Raw genomic sequence first — 19671 nt, forward strand, 5'->3', positions numbered from 1 at the left:
TCCTAATTCTAGAGAGTAATCAGCTGTGGTGATTATATGGACAGGACGTTATCCGTCGCAATAGTAATCTTATGTGTTACGGTTGTAGTGGCTGTAACTATATACATGGTTTCAACTAATTTGAAGAGCCAAGAATGGCTATGTGGCTACAAGGATAATGTATTTGTTGTGATTTATAAGAATATAAGGCCTTATGAACAGACATTCAAAGAGATACAATCATTTATAACGTACATTATCCAGTCAAATGCTTCAGATACATTAAAACTTGAGCTATCTTTATGCGTTGTTGATTTCAAGCAAATTCCAAGTAATTTAAAGGAACAATTAGATGGTTATACTATATATCCAGTATTTGTAGTATATTCATCTAAACTTGATCCACAAAAAACAAGAATACTAGATCTGATATTCAATAGATACGGATACACTTATTTTCCAAAACAAGATGCATTGGTGTACATCTACCTGTATCTTTCATCAAGATATGGTTATACATATCTAGATGCTAAAGAAATTTATCCAAATGTCGTGACAACGAAAAGTCCAGCATTAGATTATAATGAGACAACAATCATAGGCTCAATTAATGCAAAATACTATTTATTCATATATGAAGATGCCTACTGTAGTTTTTGTGCAAAAATGTATCAAGAAACTATCCCTAAGCTATTGAATTTAGTTGAAAATGGCACTGTAGCCATAGTTCTAAAGAACATGATCACACATGAAGAAGCTCTAGAGGTTCATAAGAACATAGTATCGCTATATCTCGAGAACAAGAATGGATTTCAAATATTTGAAATAATGAACGATATATATGCTATGGTAGCACAAAATTCAATACCTTCTTTAGAGAAGGTTAAGGACTTAATAACTAGAAGAATAGGTCGTTTGCCAGACCTAGATAGATATGGTGAAAGTGCCGAGAAGTTGATAAATTTCGAAACAATTGAAGCGTACAATCTTACTATATTCGGTACACCAGGTATAGTTATATGGAATAATGAGAGAGAAATAGGTATTGTTATTGTGGGGTTTAGGTCATATGAAACAATATTGAAGGCATTTGAGCTCATTAGTTAATGAGAACTATTTAACTTATCTATTTTTATAGAATTTAAATAGATCTATAGTGTGTCTGGGATTGATTTCGTTAACATAATTAGTAAGCATCATCTCTTTTACTTTATCTAAATCTCTTGTTTGGAATAGGACCCATGATAATTTGACGTAAGCTGTTTCTGGAATCATATCTTCACCAGGTATAACACCTATTTCAAGAAGTTTTCGTCCAGTTGTATACACATTCATATTGATTCTTCCAAATAATGTTTGTGTGGTCATAATAATAGGTATTCCTTCTTCTATAGCACGTTTTAGAGCATCTATGGCATAACTACCTATGTGTCCTAGTCCTGTTCCCTCTATTACTATTCCATGGAATTTCTTGTCAACAAGCATATCTATTATTTCGGTTTGAAAGCCTGGATAAGCTTTAATTAGTGCAACTCTTTCATCAAAGCCTATAGATACAGTTAATTCATCGATACTCTTTCTATGGATATATCTATTATTTATAATATTTATGTTGAGGTTTTGTATATCTACAGATGCTAGTGGTAAATCATTTATCGATTGAAAAGCATCTCGTCTACTACTATGCATTTTCCTAACCTTAACTCCCCTGTGTACATATACCTCTAGATCTGACGAAGAGGAGTGCATAACAACTACAGATTCAGCAAAAGGTGCCTTCAGAGTTGTTATTACTGCCGCCAAAAGATTTAGAGCTGCATCGGTACTAGGTCTATCGCTACTTCTTTGTGCTCCTACAAAAGCTATAGACGTAGGCAAGTTCCTTAAAGCAAACGCTATAGCCGAAGTTGTGTAGCCCATTGTGTCTGTTCCATGTGTAACTATAATTCCGTCAACACCATTAATTAGAGATCTATGAATATGATGAGCTATTGTTTCCCAGTGTTTAGGGGTCATATCCTCACTAAGTATGTTAAAAACGATCTCAAAATCATAGTTTGCAAGTTCTTTTAACTCAGGTATAAGCTCTATTAGTTCGCCAGGACTCATAGCGGGTTTAACAGCACCTGTTTCGTACTCAACCTTACTTGCTATTGTGCCACCACAACCAAGTATCTTAATCCTTGGCGTATCGTATTGACTTAAAGTATCTAAAGAAATACCTTCTGTTCTTTCTCTACATTCAATAGTTTCTATATTTAGAACTCTGTTAATATCTATTCCTATATTATATCCATTATCGAGTTTAACAATAATAGTATCAATGTGACTTAATTCATGTTTAGGCATAAGTATTCCATCTATAAATATATTGTTTCTTAATATGATTCTTATTCTACATCCTACTTTAGCATCTATTTTTTCAAGAAGTTCACGTGTACTACCTCTATATCCCGGTAACTTGTCTTGCTGCAATACAGTAGCACCACTTCATCTGTAGTCTATTAGAGGATTTGAATGAACGGCATTTAAACTTTATACCAGTTTTGCTAGTAGATCATCTAGATATGTGATGTTAAATTATATTAGCGATGGGGAGTTATGAGTAGGAACTCTGAATAGAGTACACATATACTTTATCTGTGAAATAAGGTAGCAGAATTTTAGAACATATTTAATTGTATAGTGTGTATGAATGTTTAATGCTCTATATCAGGCTCTATTTTTGGTGACTGCTGAACTTTCTTTAATTGATTAATATACATTTCATAGATTTCTTTAGTTGTTGTTGCTTCAGTAGGAGACTTATCTTCTCTCCATCTAATAAATCGTGGAAACCTTATTGATATACCTACATTAGGTTTAATCCATCCTTTGCAACATGTATGCACAGGTGATAGAGTGAGTTCTGCTCCAATTACTTCAATAACTACTTGTGGTTCAAACCATACATCGGCATCTATTTCACTATCTACCTTATAATGTTTGCGTGCAATTTTATGGGGTTCAAATATTTTTGGAAGTGTTGCTAGATCTTCATCTGTAAACCCGGAACCAACTTTGCATACTGTTTTAAATATATCTGTTTCAGTATCGTATGCTGCTACTAGTAAAGCTCCATAGCTTCCGGCTCTCTTACCTTTTCCATAGAATGCTCCAACAACAACAAGGTCTACGGTATCCGTCATTTCGCTTTTGTAATCTCTTTTGTATTTTATCCATAGCCATCCCCTTACACCAGCTTGGTAGATAGAATCTGTAGATAATGACTTAACCATAACTCCCTCCATACCGTTTTCGATAGCTTTCAAAAAGAATTCTTCGAGATCTTTTACATCTTTGACTATTACGTGTTCAGCCAATTTAAATTCGTCAGATTCTTCAGCAATTTTCTTCAACCATTCGCGTCTCTCAAGGATAGGTTTTAGTGTTAGATCTAAACCATCTACATATAGGCAATCGAAAAGCCTCACAACTACTGGGTATTCTTTTACGGCTTCAGATATCTCTTTCTTTCTCTTTCTATGCATAAGTTCTTGAAATGGTCTATAATCTCCTGTATCAGGATCTATAGCCACAATCTCGCCTTCAATTATTGCTTCATCAGTTTTGATGTGCTTCAAAGTCATTTCAGCTACGTCTGGATATCTTTGGGTTATCTCTTCGAGTCTTCTTGAGAATATCCATACTTTATTGTCTTTCTTATGTATCTGTGCTCTTTCACCATCATACTTAAACTCGGCTATACATGGAACACCAGATTTAGATAGAATATCTGTAGGATTGCTAGCTCTTTCAGCTAGCATAGGTCTTAAGGGAATACCTGGTGTAGGATGTAGAGATTTAAGTTCCTGATAACCTTTTTCAGCAAGTATCTTAGCTATGGCACCTAGATCTGGATAGATATTGTAAGCTCTCTCTATAGCTTCCCTAGGTGCTCCGAAAGCACCTGCAAGTCCATCCATTATAGTAGCGTCACCAACACCTAGTCTGAGTCTTCCCTCAACGAATCTCACAATAAACTTGGCCTCTTTTACATCAGCTGATGTTAGTAATGATGTTAGAAGCCTAAGCTTCATATCTCTACTTCCCTCACCTTGTAGCATAGCTATTTTCACTAACACGTTATATACATTTTCTACTGTGAGTTTTGATTCAACTACTTTAGCATTTTTTATGAATGCTGTAAGTCCTGTTACCTTATTTTTTTCTTTTAAGTTTTTCAATCTCTCAGCAACTAGACCATAATCACCAAGACTCTTATACAGCCTCTCTACATCGGCCTCAGACACACCTGTAGCTAAAGCAATAGCTTTCTGAATGCCTTTCTCTGCTACACCTAGTTCAGGCATACCCTTCCAATCAGGCCATAGAGTGCCCTGCAAGAGATATACAACTTTATCTATCACACTAGGATCTGACTTCTTAAACAGTGCAGCAAGAGCAGCAGCCTGTTGTATCTTGCTACTAGTCTTTTCAATTATATCTAGTACTTGTGCTACTACCAAGAACTCCACAGCTGTTTACCTAGATTTAATATTAATATTTAGAGAGTAAATATAGTGTAACGATAAACAGATAATACATCTCTAGTTTAAATAGCTACTATGGTAGTTTTGATCCGATGATGATAACTCGGCAAAAAGGCTTCATATGCCTTATCAGAGTTACGCTGAGGTATTACTCTAAGCCTTAAGGAGATAAACATAAAGTCCTATAGCTTGACTAGGTACATTTGATTTAAATTAAGCGATCACTATACAGCTTCTATAGTTATGTACTTTAACTATTTTACCTCTACATATATTGTTGTGAGCGTCCTTTACTACAGCATCAGTCCCGATAAGTCTCGCCACATTCTTAGGATCTGTGAACATCTTTACTAAGTCTTGGTTACAGTGCTGTCTAGCTTTACTCTTTCTCTATATCCTAGAGTGATCTTCTTAATGCTACTTGAGGCATAAAACAAACAAACTTACTCTAGCAATATTATCGCAATCAAGAGAAAATTTAAAGAAATTTGAACTTAAAAACTTATGTATTATAGGAGTATTTAAGTTGTACATTACTGTCTTATGCTGATCCTGTTGCTGGCGCTGATGCTTTTTCTTTTACAGAAGACACCATAGGTAGTTCTGGGAATTTCTCCTTCATTCTCTGCTCTGCCACTATCTTAGCTTCCTCAAGTATTCTTCTTGCTTCTGGTGATGTATATACATCGCCCGTCGGTATTCCTAATGCTTCACCTGTTGATATAACCACATCTCTTAGACCTTCCTCTATTTCTTGAAGTTCTAGCGACATTTCTGGCATTATTCCTCTAACAATATTCCTAAGTTCTTTTATAACTCCTGCCACAGGTACTAGACCACTTAATACATCACCTGTTACGAGTACCGTCTCTATTCTGAGTGCTACTTGTTCTAAAGCTACTTGGGTAATGCTTAGCTGTCTAACCATTTTCCTTATTTCAGCAATCTCATTTGCATACATTGCGGCTCTAGTTTCATCTCCTTGAGTAAGTGAATCAACAACTCTCTCAAATAGAGTTCTGTCTCTATCTCTCAGCCTGTCTATGAATACATCCAACTTGCTTACAATAGATCTTATCTTATAGTTAGCCATAACTAGCTTCTGCTTTATTGGCTCTTTACGCTTGAAGACTTCTTTAACTTTCTCTGCTACTGTTGGTCCACCTGCCCATCTTTTCTCGAAATCTGATATAGCCATATGCTTTCCCACATATAGTTTTGCCGCCATAAACACTATAAAAGGAGTACAGCTCAATACCTATACTATTACATAGTATATATTGTTAAAATACGAATGTCTCGTTTAATATCTTTGGCAATCTATAAAAGCTTTCAAATAGTTACGGATAAGCGGGCATAAAATTGAAGTGCATAGGTATATCTGGTACACCTGGTACGGGAAAAACATCTGTAGCAAGAACTCTTTCACAAATACTAAATATACCTCACATTGATTTAAGCAGTTATGTAGTTAATAACAACCTATATACACACTATGATGAAGAGAGAAGTAGTTACGTAATAGATGAAGATAAAGTTAGGGTTGGGATAATCAACCTATATAGAGAAAAAGGTCCTATGATTATATCAGGACACTATATAGAGATAATACCTAGAGATATATTTGAAATAGTCTTCATACTGAGACGGAATCCTCTTGAACTTATTGGTATACTAATTGATCGTGGGTGGACATATCAAAAGATTGCTGAAAATGTTGAAGCTGAACTTCTGTCCATATGCACATTGAATGCTATAGATGAGTTTGGTGAGGATATTGTTGTAGAGATAGACGTGTCATCAAAATCTTTAGACGAAGTTGTGCAAGAAATCGTGAACATAGTACATAGATCAAAAACATCATCTCGTGGAATAAGCATAGATTGGACTGCAATGCTATCTGAAGAAGATTTGGAGAAAGTGTTAAAATTCATAGAAAAACATAAGGCATGATTATGCATTACTATTATTCCTATCAGAGTTTCTCTAATTTCTTTTTAGTTCTTTCTCTAATTTCTTTTGCTTTTTCCTCAAACTCTTTAATTGTAAGTTTTGCTGCGTTTTCAAGATCTTTTTGATCTAAATACAGAATAAGGCTTTTTAAGAACTTTATAGCACATGATTTTGAATGAAAATTTACTTCTTTTCCTGCAAGACTGAGCCTTATTCCTTGACCCTCATGAAATATTCTTCCACAGACAATACATTCATACACTTTATCCATGATCTTCACTTTCGAACATCCAAATTAGTACAAAATATTGATCTTGGTTAACTACTCTTCTTCAACTTCTTCATACTTGGCTATAGGTTTTGCTAAAACTCTATCTCTTATAGCATTAATTATTTTAGTTGCCTCATCAGCACTTACATGTTTTGCGGATTGAATAACCATTGATAGAACCTCTTGCAATATATCTTCAATTGATTTACCTGGTTCTACGACGAGTTTAACTTTATCAAATATAGCGGGGGTGGGCTCTATAACAGCTCCTCTCTTTAATACACCAATATTTTCGTTAACTACTGTAACTATAGCAGTACCTACTTCACGATCACCTAATTTAATGGTATATACAGTGTCGCCATCAAATGTTTCACCAAGCTTCTCTAGAGTATATACTACAGCTGCTGTTGAAATTTCTACTGCTTTAGTTACTAATTCCTTAGTAACTTTATCTACCTCATCCTGGGGCATTCTCCTAAATGCCTCTATGGTTAATGTGTCCCATAACCAGTTGATGGATTTAGTAGCTTCATCAATATCATAATCTATCCTTATTCTTACCACATCTCCTTTATCTATCTTAATTCGTTCAACAAGCAGTGCATAGAGAAATCTATTCAACTGAGCTACGGCTAAAGCTATTCTTTGACCCCATTCCTTATCTTTTCTGAGGTAATCCCTTAATTGTGCAAATAATGTTCTCCTAATTTTATCAGCATAAGCACCTGCTATAACAAAACCTGAACTAAGCTTAGGCATAGCGTCTCTACCCCTACACCTTTAGAAGTGTGTTAAACAAATAATTAAAGTTTTTGTTACCTAACCATATATAATTCAATACTTGTACAATGTTTATAGATGATTTTGTGCTATACAGTTGTCCAAAGGTTAAATATAGTGTTATTAAGCTCTAAAGACTAGATAAAGTTATAGTATTAGAGGTGTTAGATAAAGCAGCTAATGAGGTTAGTCAGTGAAATTATGTCATTAGAACTAGAACTTGTAGATGTTTACAGATATGAAGGATTTGTCGGTAAGAGGTTTAGATTCAGGATTAAAGGTACTAAGATATATGTAAATGTTCTTGCAACCACCGTAGAAGACGCTGTTGAAAAAGCAAAAGAGTTAATAAAGCAATTGGAGTTAGAGAAATATGTTAAGTTATCAAAGAGCTAATATAGTCCAAAGTACTGAGTTTATGTAGGTAGGGTGTGTGGATGATGTATTTACGGTATTTAAGAATAACAACAGTGCTTGTTATAGTTATAACTGTTTTACTGCTCTCATACTACCTCCATATACCAAATAATCCTCCTCCACTTGATAATGTTGGGCTTATGTATACCGACATTGTGTACGGTCTTTTCAATCCAATATTTCGAGATATAGTTAACCCAGATGGTACACCTAATGGAGAAAAAATAAACAGTAAGTGGTTTAACAATGAGGCAGCAATGAAATTACTATCATCAGAGAAGTTATGTCCTATTCCTTACAGAGACTATAAGTTTGAATATCCACCCATTATAGGTTTAATGTGGTTTATTACGACATGTACATCTATACATATGACATTACCTGAAAGATATACAGGTTCAGATTACTATAGGTTATCTGAAGTAATGGCTGAAAAACATTACATTCTACAATCAGCGATAATAGCACTATTCTTCATTGTTACCACGTTATATATGTACAGAATAGTTTCTGCATACAATTCATCGTTGAAACGGATAATAATATTTGCTATACTTCCATCAACAGTAATATATATGATATACAACTGGGACATCATAACAGTAGCATTCATGGTTATGGCTCTCTACTATCTATTTAACGAAAAATACTTACTCTCAGGTTTGCTATTAGGGCTAAGTATAGCAACAAAACTTCTCCCTATAATGTTTGCATTAATACTGATTTACGATATCCTTCAAAAATATAGATCGAACAATTTCCCTAAACGAAATCTGATCGATATATCTACTGGATTGATTATAACAGGAGCCTTACCCTATCTAGTGATTATGATTGTATCCTACAATGGATTTACATATTTCATAGATCATCATTATAACTGGTACTGCGAAAACTGTATATATTCAATTATTACACAAAATGTGTGGAGCCCCTATAACAGAATATACGCAATGTTTTTAGTTATAGTGTTCTTGCTAATTACAGCCTCGATTGAGATAGACCTTAAGAATCCTAAAGAAGTATTAACTATAGCTCTTATATCAATGATAATCTCTACAACATTGAGCTATGTGTTTTCGCCTCAGATGATGCTTCTAATATCCTCTATAGCTGTTCTTGTCCTTCCATTGAGGCAGCTAATATTCTTAGTAATAGCTGATGTAGCGAATTTTGGTATAATGTATCTATTCTTTAAAGATTTAGAAGCACGGCAATGGCTCTCGAAATACCTTGGTATAAATATAAAATTGGAATACGCTCCCCATGTTTCAGACTCACCCGTGCAGATTGTTGCCATGATAAGGAATGTAATACTCATACTGATACTGCTAGAGTGCATTTATACAGTAGCCAAGACAAAATTCACATCCAGAACTTCAATTATAGAAGAACCTAATAATACATCAGCTGTATTACAATCTTAATATGAATTAATTAGTAAACTAAACGAGTGGCGCGCATACTATGAAATAGATAATATAAAAAGCTTAAATATCACCTACGTCCTTAATTCATTAGAGTAGTTTTCGTGATGATTATGAGTACTTCAGCTGAAGAGCTGAAAGCCTTCATCAGAAGACATATAGCATCAAAAACGCCAGGTCTTTTCGAGATTCTCAATAGTTTCTCTGTGAAACGTTATGGTATTAAGATCCTGGATCTCTTCTTCACTTCTCCTGAAAAACTTGTTGAATTGCTGATGAATTATTATAGAGATAGTTATACAGCGAAATTCACACTTCAATACCTATTTATACGTCCTCTTCTGGTTAAGATCAAGAAACTAGATCTAGAAGAAAAAATAGTAGAAATGTTACTTAATGATCCTAAAGAGTTTAAAAAGTTGTTAGAGGATCTAAATATAGTCTAGTATCCTGTGACTATAGTTTATGTTTAATTGTTTCGAATAATCATTAGTATTGATACAATAAGTTTTAAGTTTGTTGTGTTTCTCTGGTTAAATATGTCTACAGAATTCAATAAAAAGTGAGGTGATAGTCATTAGAACCTCGCATGTGGGGAGCTTTCCCTTAATTTATACCCATGAAAACATTGAGAAAGTGTTACTGGATCTATACAACATAGGTCTAGATGTTCCTCCTTATCCACAACTACGTAGTTTCATAGACATATATCTAAAACCCTTAGAATCTGCTGGACATCTATATAATAGAAATGGGTATTACTATCTCGTCAAAGATAGAGTTGATAATATACCTAAAACAAATGTGGTTATCTATGAAGCAGAAGACACAGTAAATACTATTAAGAAACACAACCTCTTGTTTAAATGGATTAGAGCTCCTATTACAGGTGTTTTCACTCTAGCCTCTAGAATATATGTTACTGATGGTGATAGTAGAAGTCTTGCATCAACATGTTTATCTAATAAAGAGCTAACTTTAGGAGTATTTAGAGAATTTGTTAAGAATATTGTTAAGTATATGATTGAATTAGGATTCAATGTAGTATTTATTGATGAACCTGTGTTTAATTATATCATAGGTAGAAAGAAGATATTGTTTGACTATAGAGATGAAGAAATAATTGATGTAATTGATAGTGTTGCTAAAGTGCATAGCGGTATTGAGTTTGGGATACATATATGTGGTAAGATAAATACAAGGATCATAGACATAATTCTACAAGCTCAGAGAATTAGGTACATAAATATAGAGCTCCATGACTCTCCATCGAATATTGATCTAGTATCAAAAGAAAGCTTAGAGAAGTACGATAAATTTATTGCTCCTGGTGTTGTAAGTGCACAGAAACCTTATGTTGAGAGTGTTGATGATGTTTTCAATATTTTGAGAACTATATACACTAAAATTGGGGATAGAATTGATCTTGTTTCAGGTGATTGTGGTTTTGGAGGATTTAAAGGTATGTTAGGCAATCAAGAGAAAGAATATAGTATAGCTCTCAATAAGCTTCGAGTAGTTGTAGAGGGTGTTAAAAAATTCAAGAATTTATCATCTAGTAAATGATATAGCCTGTGTTTGGTATGATAGATGAGGATATGTGCATTATTGTCGGGTGGTAAGGACAGCAACTATGCACTTTATAGAGCTCTACAAGAGGGTCTAGATATAGGATGTATTATTGTGGTTAAGTCTGCTGGAAATGACAGCTGGCTGTTCCATACAGTATATCCTGAGCTAGCTGTTCTTCAAGCAGAAGCTATGGGATTAAGAGATAGAGCGTACATAGTTGAAGTTAGTGGAGAAAAAGATAAAGAATTCATAGAGTTTAAAGAAGCTTTAAGTAAGCTGAAAAATACTATAGATTTTGACGGACTTATTTGTGGAGCTATTGCGAGTCAATATCAATTGTCTAGGTTTAAGAAAGTTTCAGAAGCTCTTGGATTAGAGCTTTATGCACCTCTATGGGGTATAGATCAAGTAGAGTATATGAGAAAGTTGGTAGAGGAGGGCTTTGTATTCATTATATCTAAGATATCGACTATGGGGTTACCTAGAACTTTCTTAGGTGTATCTGTAGATAAATCTATAGTTGAAAAAATTATAGTATTAGCTCAGAAATATGGATTTAATCCATCATTTGAAGGAGGTGAAGCTGAAACACTAGTTGTTACAGCTCCTCATTATGCTAACGATATATGTATTGAAGGTTCAAGAAAATCTTTATCAGAATTCGAACATATCATTGAAATACATAGATATTGGCTTGGGAAGAAAGGTTCGAACTGTTTATCTATTTCTGGATAAACTTTCACTATATTTATTTATCTATTCTATGGATTTTATGCGCGATATAAAAAAGCCTTCACATTCGTCAATATGTGGGTATGTTCTATAAACTTTATTCCATATATTATAGACTTTGTATCCTCTTGATGCTGGTATAGTTATATTCTCTAGCTCTATATCATGTAAATGGAGGATTTTTTGAATTATTTCTTCTCCTTCTTCTGGAAGTATTGAGCATGTAGCATATACTATTCTTTCGCTATGTTTTATGGCATTTTTGAGTATAGCAAACTGAATATACTGCATTTTCTTAGGTATGTCTTGATTCATAAGCATAATCTTTATAGAAGGATCTTTTGGTATAGCACCACTACTGCTACATGGTGCATCAACTAATGCTAAATCAGCACGTCTAGAGAGAGTCACGATCCTACTATCAGTTAAGGCTAAGTCAACTCTATCTACATTAACACCGTATTTTTTAAGTAACACCTTCATAGACATCAATCTTCTCGGAGATCTATCTAATGCAACAACTCTAGCTTTATTTTCAGTCAGTTGCATTATTAAGGAGGTTTTTATTCCAGGCGCAGCAGCAAAATCATATATTAAGTCGTCAGGCTTAGGATCCATAGCTATAACTGTCAACACACTAGCTTTATCTTGAATAATAGCGGCACCTTCTTTAACGATCTTTAAACTTCTCACAGGTATTGGTGAACGTAATACTCGTACTATAAATGGTATGGATTTGTCTACATTAAATTCTATTCCATCACTATCTATAAGATGTAGAGCTTTATCTATATTGATTTTAAGTGTATTTATCCTTAACCATATTATTCTCCTATTCATGTGCTCCAGCATTTCTTCTACATCATTTTTATCCATAATTTCCAAAAGTCTATAATAAATCCACTTAGGGTACGAAAGACGTTGCCAAGGCTCTAGACTAGTTATATTATCCTCTAATTCACCAAAATCTCTAGCCATAACCTTGCTTAATTTTGATGGTATGGTTAAACCAAGCTCCTTTAATTTTATGTATAGATAAAGCTTAGCAAGAGCTCTATAACTCACATTTCTTCTGCCACTCTTTTCAGCTACACTTCTGAGAAATATGTATCGGGAAACAAAATCATGAACAATATTAAACAAGTCTTCACGTGTAAACTGAGGCGAATGACAGCTATATTTTCTGCATGTATACGTGAAAGCTCTATCTATATTTAGATTCTGTTTTTCTACCAAATATATAGTATTTGAGATAACGGCTACAATATTGTCAACGTTTATACCCATCAATATCACTTCTAGATATCTAGAAACTTTCTAGTATAATATAAGGTTTAACTATACTATGTTCCAAATATGGACGTAAAGTATACTTGTGTATTTGATATTATATAGTGCTCCAGATATATGGAGTTTAATAATGATTAGATGTGATGCGCTATTAAACTCCATACATGATTTATGATAAATTTTATAAATTTTCCGATAACTTTTATACTCGAGTACTTAATATAGCAAAATTCGTTAAATCAGAACTTAAATATGGTATATTAACTAGTTAACCTCATTAGATTAAGTACAGATAAATTAGGTATCAAGATATGCAAGATATAGATGAAAAAGATCTATCTATAATAAATATATTGTCCCGAAATGCCAGAATAACTTTTACCGAGTTGGCTAAGCATGTCAATCTTAGTGATGTAGCTGTAATAAAGAGGATTAAGAAACTGGAAAATAAAGTCATAAAAAGATATACAATAGAAGTTGATCCTCGAATGCTTACATATAAAGTTGTATCTATTACAGGTATTGATGTAGATCCAGATAAGCTGTTCTCTATGGTAGATTACCTAAAGGTGAAAGATTATGTCAAAGGCTTATGGCTCGCAACCGGAGATCATGCATTAATAGCTGTTATATGGGCTCAAGATGAAAACGAGATTTCGTATATTCACAAAGAAATCTCAAGTATTGAAGGAGTTAAGAGAGTTTGTCCCGCGATAATTCTCAGAACTGTAAAGGATGTAGATATGTTATTCAAATTAGACTAATATTTATAAGCATTGTATCGAACTTTAGAGTTTTATTATGGTACAGATACATTAGCATTGTTTTTAATTGTCTACTGCTCTTTACCTCCTTTCTCAAATATAGATCTTAAGATCTGGAGGACAATATCTTCTATCACATTACTACTGCTTTTCTTTTCTATAGGTGGAGATACTTTCTCTCCCTTTACAGCTTTCATAGCTCTTTCTTCAAAATTCTCTAGTATTAACTTAAGTTCGAATTCATATAGAACTCCCTCATACTTCTCTTGGTATTTTATTTCACCACTCTCATCAACATAGAGCACGATTGTTGTTGGTGATGCATGTACATCATAATGTTTAAAGCTCTCTGACGCAGCTTTAGACGTACAATCTCTAGCGAACCAGTTACATAATATTACAACAAAATACAAATTGTTTTTTGTGTTGGCATTATTTTGAACAAATGGAAACCATATATTGTCGTATTTTCTACAAGCAGAACATTTAGCGTTATCGAAATACAGCACATATATACCTTTTTTATCAGGTTTATAGGAATCTCCATCAGATCTTAGGAATATCCATACGCTATTCTTGGGGTCATAAAGATATATACCATTCTGTGACGTTTCATTAACAATCTTGAGCGTTGAACTACTATCGCTCATCAACTATACCTCTATACTGTTACTACAATCTAACTTAGCTCTAATAGATATTTCAGAAGCTATATAAGTGTAACTATGTAAAAACATAACAGATATGTTAAAACATATCATGGCTTAACTCGGAGAAATATTGACAATGATAGCATCCTTGGAATCGGTTTCAGTAAGTTACATCATACAGAAATTTTCATGATGTTGTACAAGTATGGTTTAATGTGGGTGTGTTGTGTTAATTAGTAACCCGGTCCCGGCTTAGGTGGGCTACGGCCCCTTTCGGAAGCCACAGCCACACCTAACACGGCTGGCTTAACTTCCGGGATCGAACGAGTCCGGGTGTTACCCAGCCGCTATGGCCGGGCCGGGCTATAGTCATCTTTGTATGTCCTGATTTATAAGCTTTAATAAGCCTATGATGTTATAATTGTTGTTTTTTCTGTGTATATAATGCGTATATGTAGTCTATTACCATATTGTTTCCACATTTAGGACATGAACCCTCAATTTTTCCAACGAAATCTCCTTCTCGAAATTCTCGTTCGGCACTATAATCTTTGTTTAGACACTTGATTACTGTTGTGAATTTGTGTGGAATTTCTTCTTGATATATGTGCTGTCTTTTCTTCATATAGCTGAAACCAGCATGAATCATATAAACAATCATGCCTAAGACAGCTATTATGAGTATAAGGGTTAGCGGTGTATCTGTCTGTAGATGTATGATCATCATTTAATATACACCGACTGTGTTTCCTATTCCCACAACTATAACGTTGTCTCCAGGCTTCGTTCTATTTTTGATAATATCTAGAACTATTTCGTAAGCTTTTTCAACTCCATCAATAATTTCTCGCTTTATGGGCTTAATGGCTTCATCATTACTCATCTTTACTATAACGGCATCAAGTGGTGCATTACATTTTACTGCTATTCTCTCTATCTCTATTTTTTCAGGTCCAGGATCTCCTATGGCTGCTCCAACACCTTCGGCTACTAAACCTGTTTTTTCACCTTCAAGTTTAAGGGCTGCATCTATTGTTATAATTCGTGCTACTTTATAGGAAAGCATTTCAGCTATTTTGGCAACAGCCTTTCCTGGTCGTCCTACTGTAGAGCCAGGTCCTTTTGCTTTAATTACATATACATTTCTGTTCTCGATATTAACGACGCTATATACGGTATCATCCTCTATATCTATTCTAGATGCGTTTCCAATTAGTTTGTATGCAACTAAAGGACCTACACTATCACCTATGGGGATGCCTTTGACTATACCATCAATAGCCTTAGCGTAAGGTATAAGCTCTCTAAGTAATTGAGGTAACATTAAGTATAGTTGCATTAATAGAACCCAGTTTTCGTACTTTCTACCTAGTAAATAGTAGTGTCTCAATATTTTATATACTGTATATAGAGCTGATGCTATAGATAATGATATGGCAATATTGTTTCGTGTATGTATACTGAGTTCTGGAGCAAGTTTTTCTAGATCATTTTTAAACTTCTGCTCATTTACCGTAATGACATGGTCTAATCTCCTTATGATATCAGTAGGCTCTATAGAGACAGGCTCTATAACGAAATAGTTCTCCAGAGTGGTATCAACAAACTTACTGTTATCCTTTATACCTAATCTAGAGAGATACGATTTAACTTTATTAATACTCTCAACAATAAGTCCCTCTATTAGTGATAATCTAGAGGCTACGCCTCGCTCATATCTAACGAATTGTGCTTTCTGTGGCAAATCCGTGAACAGATATAGAAAGAACATTATATAAAATAGTATTGAAAGTATCATACTCCAGTTATCGCTTCCTAACTGTTGTAGTACAGTAGCATTCATATCGTATAGCCCCAATATGTCTAGCTAGTTCTGTTATCTCTGAGTTATTAAATATCTATAGTTTGTTATCAAAATTTAATTCATTTATGAGATACAAAACACCATAGAAAATCAGCATTGATCTGTTGTAACTATTACGTTGCCTTGTTTATCGATAACTAATGTATGTTCGAATTGAGTTACTATTCCATAATTTCTTTCAACTAGAACAGGATATCTAGTCAAAAGCCCCTTTAAAGCAAGCTCTTGAAGTATTTTCTCGATTAAGGTTTCTGAGAAAATATCTGTATACCATCTTATTGCGAAAGGAAGTGTCCTTCTAAGTGAATATATGTATGAATAGAACTTGTGTGATTCGTTGCTAAGCTTACTTATTTTTTTGGGATTGTACACCAAAGCATATATGGTCACACTTTTTTTGTCTTCAACAAAACCAGCACCGTTTGTAGCAAATGGCTCTATAGCATATGTGTTTCCTGGGCGGAATTTCCCCAAGTTTAATTGGTCATTGAAGTTAGGGATGGTTTCACCTGCATGAATATCATATCTATCAATCCTATGGCCACTAAGGTTATATATGGGCTTGAATCCGTAATTCTTTATGGTTTTCTCTATAATGACGCCAATATCACTAAACCTCTTGCCAATAGCTACTGCGGCTAAAGCTTTCTCGAGAGCTTGTTGAGTAGCTTCAACAAGCGGTCTATGCATATCCGATAAAGATATTGTTGTAGCTGTATCAGCTATATAGCCATCTATATGGACGCCTATATCTATTTTCACAGCAGATCCATAGTTAATTGACGTAGCATCATTAGGTATTGGTGTGTAATGAGCAGCTATGCTGTCTATCGAAATATTTACAGGAAATGCAGGTTGACCTCCGAGTTCCATTATCCTTTGTTCAATAAAGTTAGCTATATCAATAAGCTTTAAGCCAGGTCTCACATACTTTTCAGCATCTTTTCTAACAGTACAGGCTATTTTTCCTGCACGTATGTATAGTTCTAGTTCAGCATTTTCCAAGTCTTTCACCATCTATCGGAATAAGAGGAGATAACCTAGTTTTATCAGATTCACAGAAACAGATTAAAACTAGATCTATATAGATCTCTTTGGGACGTTATATGGGTAGACTTAGATGGTTAGGTCATGCAGCTTTTGTTATAGAGTTATCGAGGTTAACTATGCTAATAGATCCTTGGATAACAAATCCATTATCTCACTACAGAAGTATTGAAGGGTTCTTAAAGGATTATAGCAAGGTAGATCTGATCATCGTTACACATGATCATGGAGACCATGTGGGTGAAGCCATCGAACTACTTAGTAAGTATAGAGAATCTAGAGTTGTGGCATTATATGAATTAGCTGAATACATAGCAAAAGAGGCAAGAGCTGTTGATAGAGCTATAGCTGCTAATATGGGCGGTCCTATAAAGATAGACGATATAGTTCTAGTTTTCACGGAAGCCACCCATAGCTCAACAAGATCCCACCCCAGCGGAGTAGTAATCATGTCGGATGAAGGTACCATATATCATGCTGGAGATACGGGTTTATTTATGGACATGGTGCTTATAGGAGAACTCTATAAACCAACAATAGCTTTGCTCCCTATTGGTGGACATTTCACTATGGGCATAAAGGAGGCAGTTAAAGCTGTAGAACTGATAAAACCTAGGTATGCCATACCTATGCATTACAACACTTTTGAGCTAATAAAAGCAGATCCTGAAGAATTTGCAAAATTAGTAAGAGATAGATTATCCTCAGTAGTCCCCATAGTATTAAAGCCAAATGATGTATGGAGTTTCTAACATCGATAGGCCGAGATCAATGATGTAGCAAGATATGGTGCTATATCGATTATTTGGCGATAAAAATATAATCCTAAGTCGTCAGATCTTCATATTGATAGATACGTACACTATGTATGCGGGGATGTATAATTGTTTTGAGTACAGAACCGCTAAGTAGAGGAGAACTAGAAATACTTTTAGTGCTTGTTAGAGTATCCCAACAACTATCAGTAGAAGAAATAGCGAGCAAGGCCGGGATACCTATATCAACTGTATTCTCAATATCAGAATTAATGAAGGAGAAAGGTTTAGTCGAGATTTTAGAAAACGAAGTTATGTATGCTAAGACTACCGATGAAGGCAGAAAATATCTAGAAGGATTACCTGAAGAAATATTGGTAAACGTTATTAGAGAGCATGGCGAAGAAATCGATATACATTCTGTGGAAGAAATTATGGGTAAAGATCTAGTAACAATAGCTGTGGGTTGGGCCCGAAGAAGGGGATGGATAGAAATAGTAAAGGAGAGGAATATAATAAGATTTGTACGTTATGAACCCTTAGTGAAACATCGCGAACTCTTGAAACAATTCCTAGAGGATAGAGAATTACCTAACGATATAGAAAACGACAGCATCTTTATAGAGCTTGTAAAAAGGAAATTGATAAATGTGTATAAGAAGAAAATCAAGATTGTTAAACTAGCTATACCTTTGGAGAAAGCGAAAGAGATTCTGAGCTATGGTGAAGGAATTTCTAGGCTCACTCATGAGGTTATAGTCAAAGAACTCTGGAGAAATTATACGATCAAATCCTACAATCTAGCGGCCTTACCTCCTATAAAGTATTTGGGTAAGAGGCATTTCTTCAAAGAATTCATAAAATTCATTAGCGAAATTATGGAGACTTTGGGTTTTGTTGAGGTAAGAGACGACTATGTTATTCCTGAGCTATGGAATTTCGACATACTGTTTCAAGCACAAGATCATCCTTCTAGAGATATACATGATATCCTTATGGTTGATGGTTCAGCCGATTTGTCGATGTTCAATGATATTGTTGATAGAGTGAAGAGAGTTCATGAAAAAGGTGGTTATTCTGGTAGTACAGGTTGGGGCTATGTATGGTCTCATCAAAAGGCAGCTAAACTAATATTAAGGTCCCATACCACAGCTGTAACTGCTAGAGCATTAACAGTATATAGAGAGCCTCCAGTTAGGCTTTACTCTATAGCCAGAGTCTTTAGGAGAGATAATCCGGATGCAAGACATTCGCCAGAGTTTACGAATTTTGATGGTGTTATAATGGAGAAGGATTTCAACTTTAGAAAGCTTTTGGGTTTACTGACACAGATACTCATGTCTCTAGGTATAGAAAAGATTAAATTTAAACCAGCATACTTTCCCTTTACAGAACCTAGTGTTGAAGGATACGGATATGTTCCAGGATATGGATGGATTGAGATCTTTGGTGCTGGTATGTTTAGACCAGAAGTACTCGAAATGCTGGGTGTAGAACATCCTGTAGGTGCATGGGGTATGGGTGTCGAAAGACTAGCCATGGTTGTTTATGGTATAGACGATATACGTCTTCTTTTCTCTAGGGACATAGAGTTTACACGTAAGTTCCCTATAATAAAGATCATTAAAGGATGAG

At 34.6% G+C, this 19671-nt stretch carries 20 protein-coding genes and 1 rRNA gene; 10 read left to right on the forward strand and 11 right to left on the reverse strand.

Annotation, left to right across the window (positions count from 1 at the left end; genetic code table 11):
- The first annotated feature begins 36 nt into the window (after window positions 1–36).
- Entirely contained in the window at window positions 37–1086 is a 1050-nt protein-coding gene (locus QXK50_04660) for a thioredoxin domain-containing protein (GenBank protein MEM2008454.1), read from the forward strand.
- A gap of 15 nt (window positions 1087–1101) precedes the next feature.
- Here the strand turns inward: QXK50_04660 and gatD are convergent, their stop codons facing one another.
- The 3 genes from gatD to QXK50_04675 all read right to left on the reverse strand — a co-directional run bounded on the left by gatD (window position 1102) and on the right by QXK50_04675 (window position 5766).
- A complete protein-coding gene (gatD, locus tag QXK50_04665) occupies window positions 1102–2454 on the reverse strand; it encodes a Glu-tRNA(Gln) amidotransferase subunit GatD (protein MEM2008455.1) in 1353 nt (450 codons plus the stop codon).
- A 224-nt stretch (window positions 2455–2678) separates the two neighbouring features.
- Entirely contained in the window at window positions 2679–4496 is a 1818-nt protein-coding gene (locus QXK50_04670; GenBank protein ID MEM2008456.1) for an ATP-dependent DNA ligase, read from the reverse strand.
- 556 nt (window positions 4497–5052) lie between these two features.
- The gene (locus QXK50_04675; protein MEM2008457.1) at window positions 5053–5766 is read right to left on the reverse strand and encodes a Snf7 family protein; all 714 of its coding nucleotides are present in this window, start codon (window positions 5764–5766) and stop codon (window positions 5053–5055) included.
- 107 nt (window positions 5767–5873) lie between these two features.
- Here QXK50_04675 and QXK50_04680 point away from each other — a divergent pair, with 107 nt between their 5' ends.
- Window positions 5874–6464, forward strand: a complete 591-nt coding sequence (locus QXK50_04680) for an adenylate kinase family protein (GenBank protein ID MEM2008458.1) — start codon at window positions 5874–5876, stop codon at window positions 6462–6464.
- A gap of 22 nt (window positions 6465–6486) precedes the next feature.
- Here QXK50_04680 and QXK50_04685 read toward each other — a convergent pair whose 3' ends face one another.
- Both QXK50_04685 and QXK50_04690 read right to left on the reverse strand, forming a co-directional pair.
- Complete coding sequence (locus tag QXK50_04685) at window positions 6487–6735, reverse strand: hypothetical protein (GenBank protein MEM2008459.1); 249 nt, start codon at window positions 6733–6735, stop codon at window positions 6487–6489.
- Between the two features lie 51 nt (window positions 6736–6786).
- On the reverse strand, window positions 6787–7497 hold the full coding sequence (locus tag QXK50_04690; protein ID MEM2008460.1) for a DUF2258 domain-containing protein: 711 nt from the start codon (window positions 7495–7497) through the stop codon (window positions 6787–6789).
- A 222-nt stretch (window positions 7498–7719) separates the two neighbouring features.
- Between QXK50_04690 and QXK50_04695 the strand changes: the two genes are divergently transcribed.
- The 5 genes from QXK50_04695 (at window position 7720) to QXK50_04715 (ending at window position 11669) form a co-directional block, all read left to right on the forward strand.
- Window positions 7720–7914 (forward strand): hypothetical protein, encoded by a 195-nt coding sequence (locus QXK50_04695; protein MEM2008461.1) that lies wholly within the window; start codon window positions 7720–7722, stop codon window positions 7912–7914.
- 44 nt (window positions 7915–7958) lie between these two features.
- Complete coding sequence (locus QXK50_04700; GenBank protein MEM2008462.1) at window positions 7959–9362, forward strand: glycosyltransferase 87 family protein; 1404 nt, start codon at window positions 7959–7961, stop codon at window positions 9360–9362.
- Window positions 9363–9475: 113 nt separating this feature from the next.
- Window positions 9476–9808: a hypothetical protein gene (locus tag QXK50_04705; protein ID MEM2008463.1), complete on the forward strand. Its 333-nt coding sequence runs from the start codon at window positions 9476–9478 to the stop codon at window positions 9806–9808.
- Between the two features lie 145 nt (window positions 9809–9953).
- Window positions 9954–10928: a methionine synthase gene (locus QXK50_04710; protein MEM2008464.1), complete on the forward strand. Its 975-nt coding sequence runs from the start codon at window positions 9954–9956 to the stop codon at window positions 10926–10928.
- Window positions 10929–10952: 24 nt separating this feature from the next.
- Window positions 10953–11669: a diphthine--ammonia ligase gene (locus QXK50_04715; protein ID MEM2008465.1), complete on the forward strand. Its 717-nt coding sequence runs from the start codon at window positions 10953–10955 to the stop codon at window positions 11667–11669.
- A 21-nt stretch (window positions 11670–11690) separates the two neighbouring features.
- Here QXK50_04715 and QXK50_04720 read toward each other — a convergent pair whose 3' ends face one another.
- Window positions 11691–12953, reverse strand: coding sequence for an RsmB/NOP family class I SAM-dependent RNA methyltransferase (locus QXK50_04720; GenBank protein ID MEM2008466.1), 1263 nt, complete (start codon window positions 12951–12953; stop codon window positions 11691–11693).
- A gap of 314 nt (window positions 12954–13267) precedes the next feature.
- On the opposite strand from QXK50_04720, the gene QXK50_04725 reads away from it, so the two are divergent.
- Window positions 13268–13720 (forward strand): Lrp/AsnC family transcriptional regulator, encoded by a 453-nt coding sequence (locus tag QXK50_04725; protein MEM2008467.1) that lies wholly within the window; start codon window positions 13268–13270, stop codon window positions 13718–13720.
- A gap of 71 nt (window positions 13721–13791) precedes the next feature.
- Here the strand turns inward: QXK50_04725 and QXK50_04730 are convergent, their stop codons facing one another.
- The 5 genes from QXK50_04730 to map all read right to left on the reverse strand — a co-directional run bounded on the left by QXK50_04730 (window position 13792) and on the right by map (window position 17248).
- Window positions 13792–14370, reverse strand: a complete 579-nt coding sequence (locus QXK50_04730; GenBank protein ID MEM2008468.1) for a hypothetical protein — start codon at window positions 14368–14370, stop codon at window positions 13792–13794.
- A 263-nt stretch (window positions 14371–14633) separates the two neighbouring features.
- A 5S ribosomal RNA gene (gene rrf, locus QXK50_04735) occupies window positions 14634–14731 on the reverse strand.
- Between the two features lie 54 nt (window positions 14732–14785).
- Complete coding sequence (locus tag QXK50_04740) at window positions 14786–15097, reverse strand: hypothetical protein (protein ID MEM2008469.1); 312 nt, start codon at window positions 15095–15097, stop codon at window positions 14786–14788.
- A complete protein-coding gene (locus QXK50_04745) occupies window positions 15098–16213 on the reverse strand; it encodes a DUF1512 domain-containing protein (protein MEM2008470.1) in 1116 nt (371 codons plus the stop codon).
- A 111-nt stretch (window positions 16214–16324) separates the two neighbouring features.
- Entirely contained in the window at window positions 16325–17248 is a 924-nt protein-coding gene (map, locus tag QXK50_04750) for a type II methionyl aminopeptidase (GenBank protein MEM2008471.1), read from the reverse strand.
- 92 nt (window positions 17249–17340) lie between these two features.
- On the opposite strand from map, the gene QXK50_04755 reads away from it, so the two are divergent.
- Window positions 17341–18033 (forward strand): metal-dependent hydrolase, encoded by a 693-nt coding sequence (locus tag QXK50_04755; GenBank protein MEM2008472.1) that lies wholly within the window; start codon window positions 17341–17343, stop codon window positions 18031–18033.
- A 116-nt stretch (window positions 18034–18149) separates the two neighbouring features.
- On the forward strand, window positions 18150–19670 hold the full coding sequence (locus QXK50_04760) for a phenylalanine--tRNA ligase subunit alpha (GenBank protein ID MEM2008473.1): 1521 nt from the start codon (window positions 18150–18152) through the stop codon (window positions 19668–19670).
- Window position 19671 lies beyond the last annotated feature (1 nt).

The organism is Ignisphaera sp., from assembly GCA_038831005.1.
Classification (GTDB): Archaea; Thermoproteota; Thermoprotei_A; order Sulfolobales; family Ignisphaeraceae; genus Ignisphaera.

Bases quoted from the DNA above. Each gene is read 5' to 3' on its own strand.
- QXK50_04760 (MEM2008473.1), top strand. From the start codon at position 18,150: ATGCGGGGATGTATAATTGTTTTGAGTACAGAACCGCTAAGTAGAGGA.
- QXK50_04690 (MEM2008460.1), bottom strand. From the start codon at position 7,497: ATGCCTAAGCTTAGTTCAGGTTTTGTTATAGCAGGTGCTTATGCTGAT.
- QXK50_04745 (MEM2008470.1), bottom strand. From the start codon at position 16,213: ATGAATGCTACTGTACTACAACAGTTAGGAAGCGATAACTGGAGTATG.
- QXK50_04695 (MEM2008461.1), top strand. From the start codon at position 7,720: ATGTCATTAGAACTAGAACTTGTAGATGTTTACAGATATGAAGGATTT.
- QXK50_04685 (MEM2008459.1), bottom strand. From the start codon at position 6,735: ATGGATAAAGTGTATGAATGTATTGTCTGTGGAAGAATATTTCATGAG.
- QXK50_04740 (MEM2008469.1), bottom strand. From the start codon at position 15,097: ATGATGATCATACATCTACAGACAGATACACCGCTAACCCTTATACTC.
- QXK50_04715 (MEM2008465.1), top strand. From the start codon at position 10,953: ATGAGGATATGTGCATTATTGTCGGGTGGTAAGGACAGCAACTATGCA.
- QXK50_04755 (MEM2008472.1), top strand. From the start codon at position 17,341: ATGGGTAGACTTAGATGGTTAGGTCATGCAGCTTTTGTTATAGAGTTA.
- QXK50_04705 (MEM2008463.1), top strand. From the start codon at position 9,476: ATGAGTACTTCAGCTGAAGAGCTGAAAGCCTTCATCAGAAGACATATA.
- QXK50_04700 (MEM2008462.1), top strand. From the start codon at position 7,959: ATGTATTTACGGTATTTAAGAATAACAACAGTGCTTGTTATAGTTATA.
- QXK50_04660 (MEM2008454.1), top strand. From the start codon at position 37: ATGGACAGGACGTTATCCGTCGCAATAGTAATCTTATGTGTTACGGTT.
- QXK50_04725 (MEM2008467.1), top strand. From the start codon at position 13,268: ATGCAAGATATAGATGAAAAAGATCTATCTATAATAAATATATTGTCC.
- QXK50_04720 (MEM2008466.1), bottom strand. From the start codon at position 12,953: ATGGGTATAAACGTTGACAATATTGTAGCCGTTATCTCAAATACTATA.
- QXK50_04730 (MEM2008468.1), bottom strand. From the start codon at position 14,370: ATGAGCGATAGTAGTTCAACGCTCAAGATTGTTAATGAAACGTCACAG.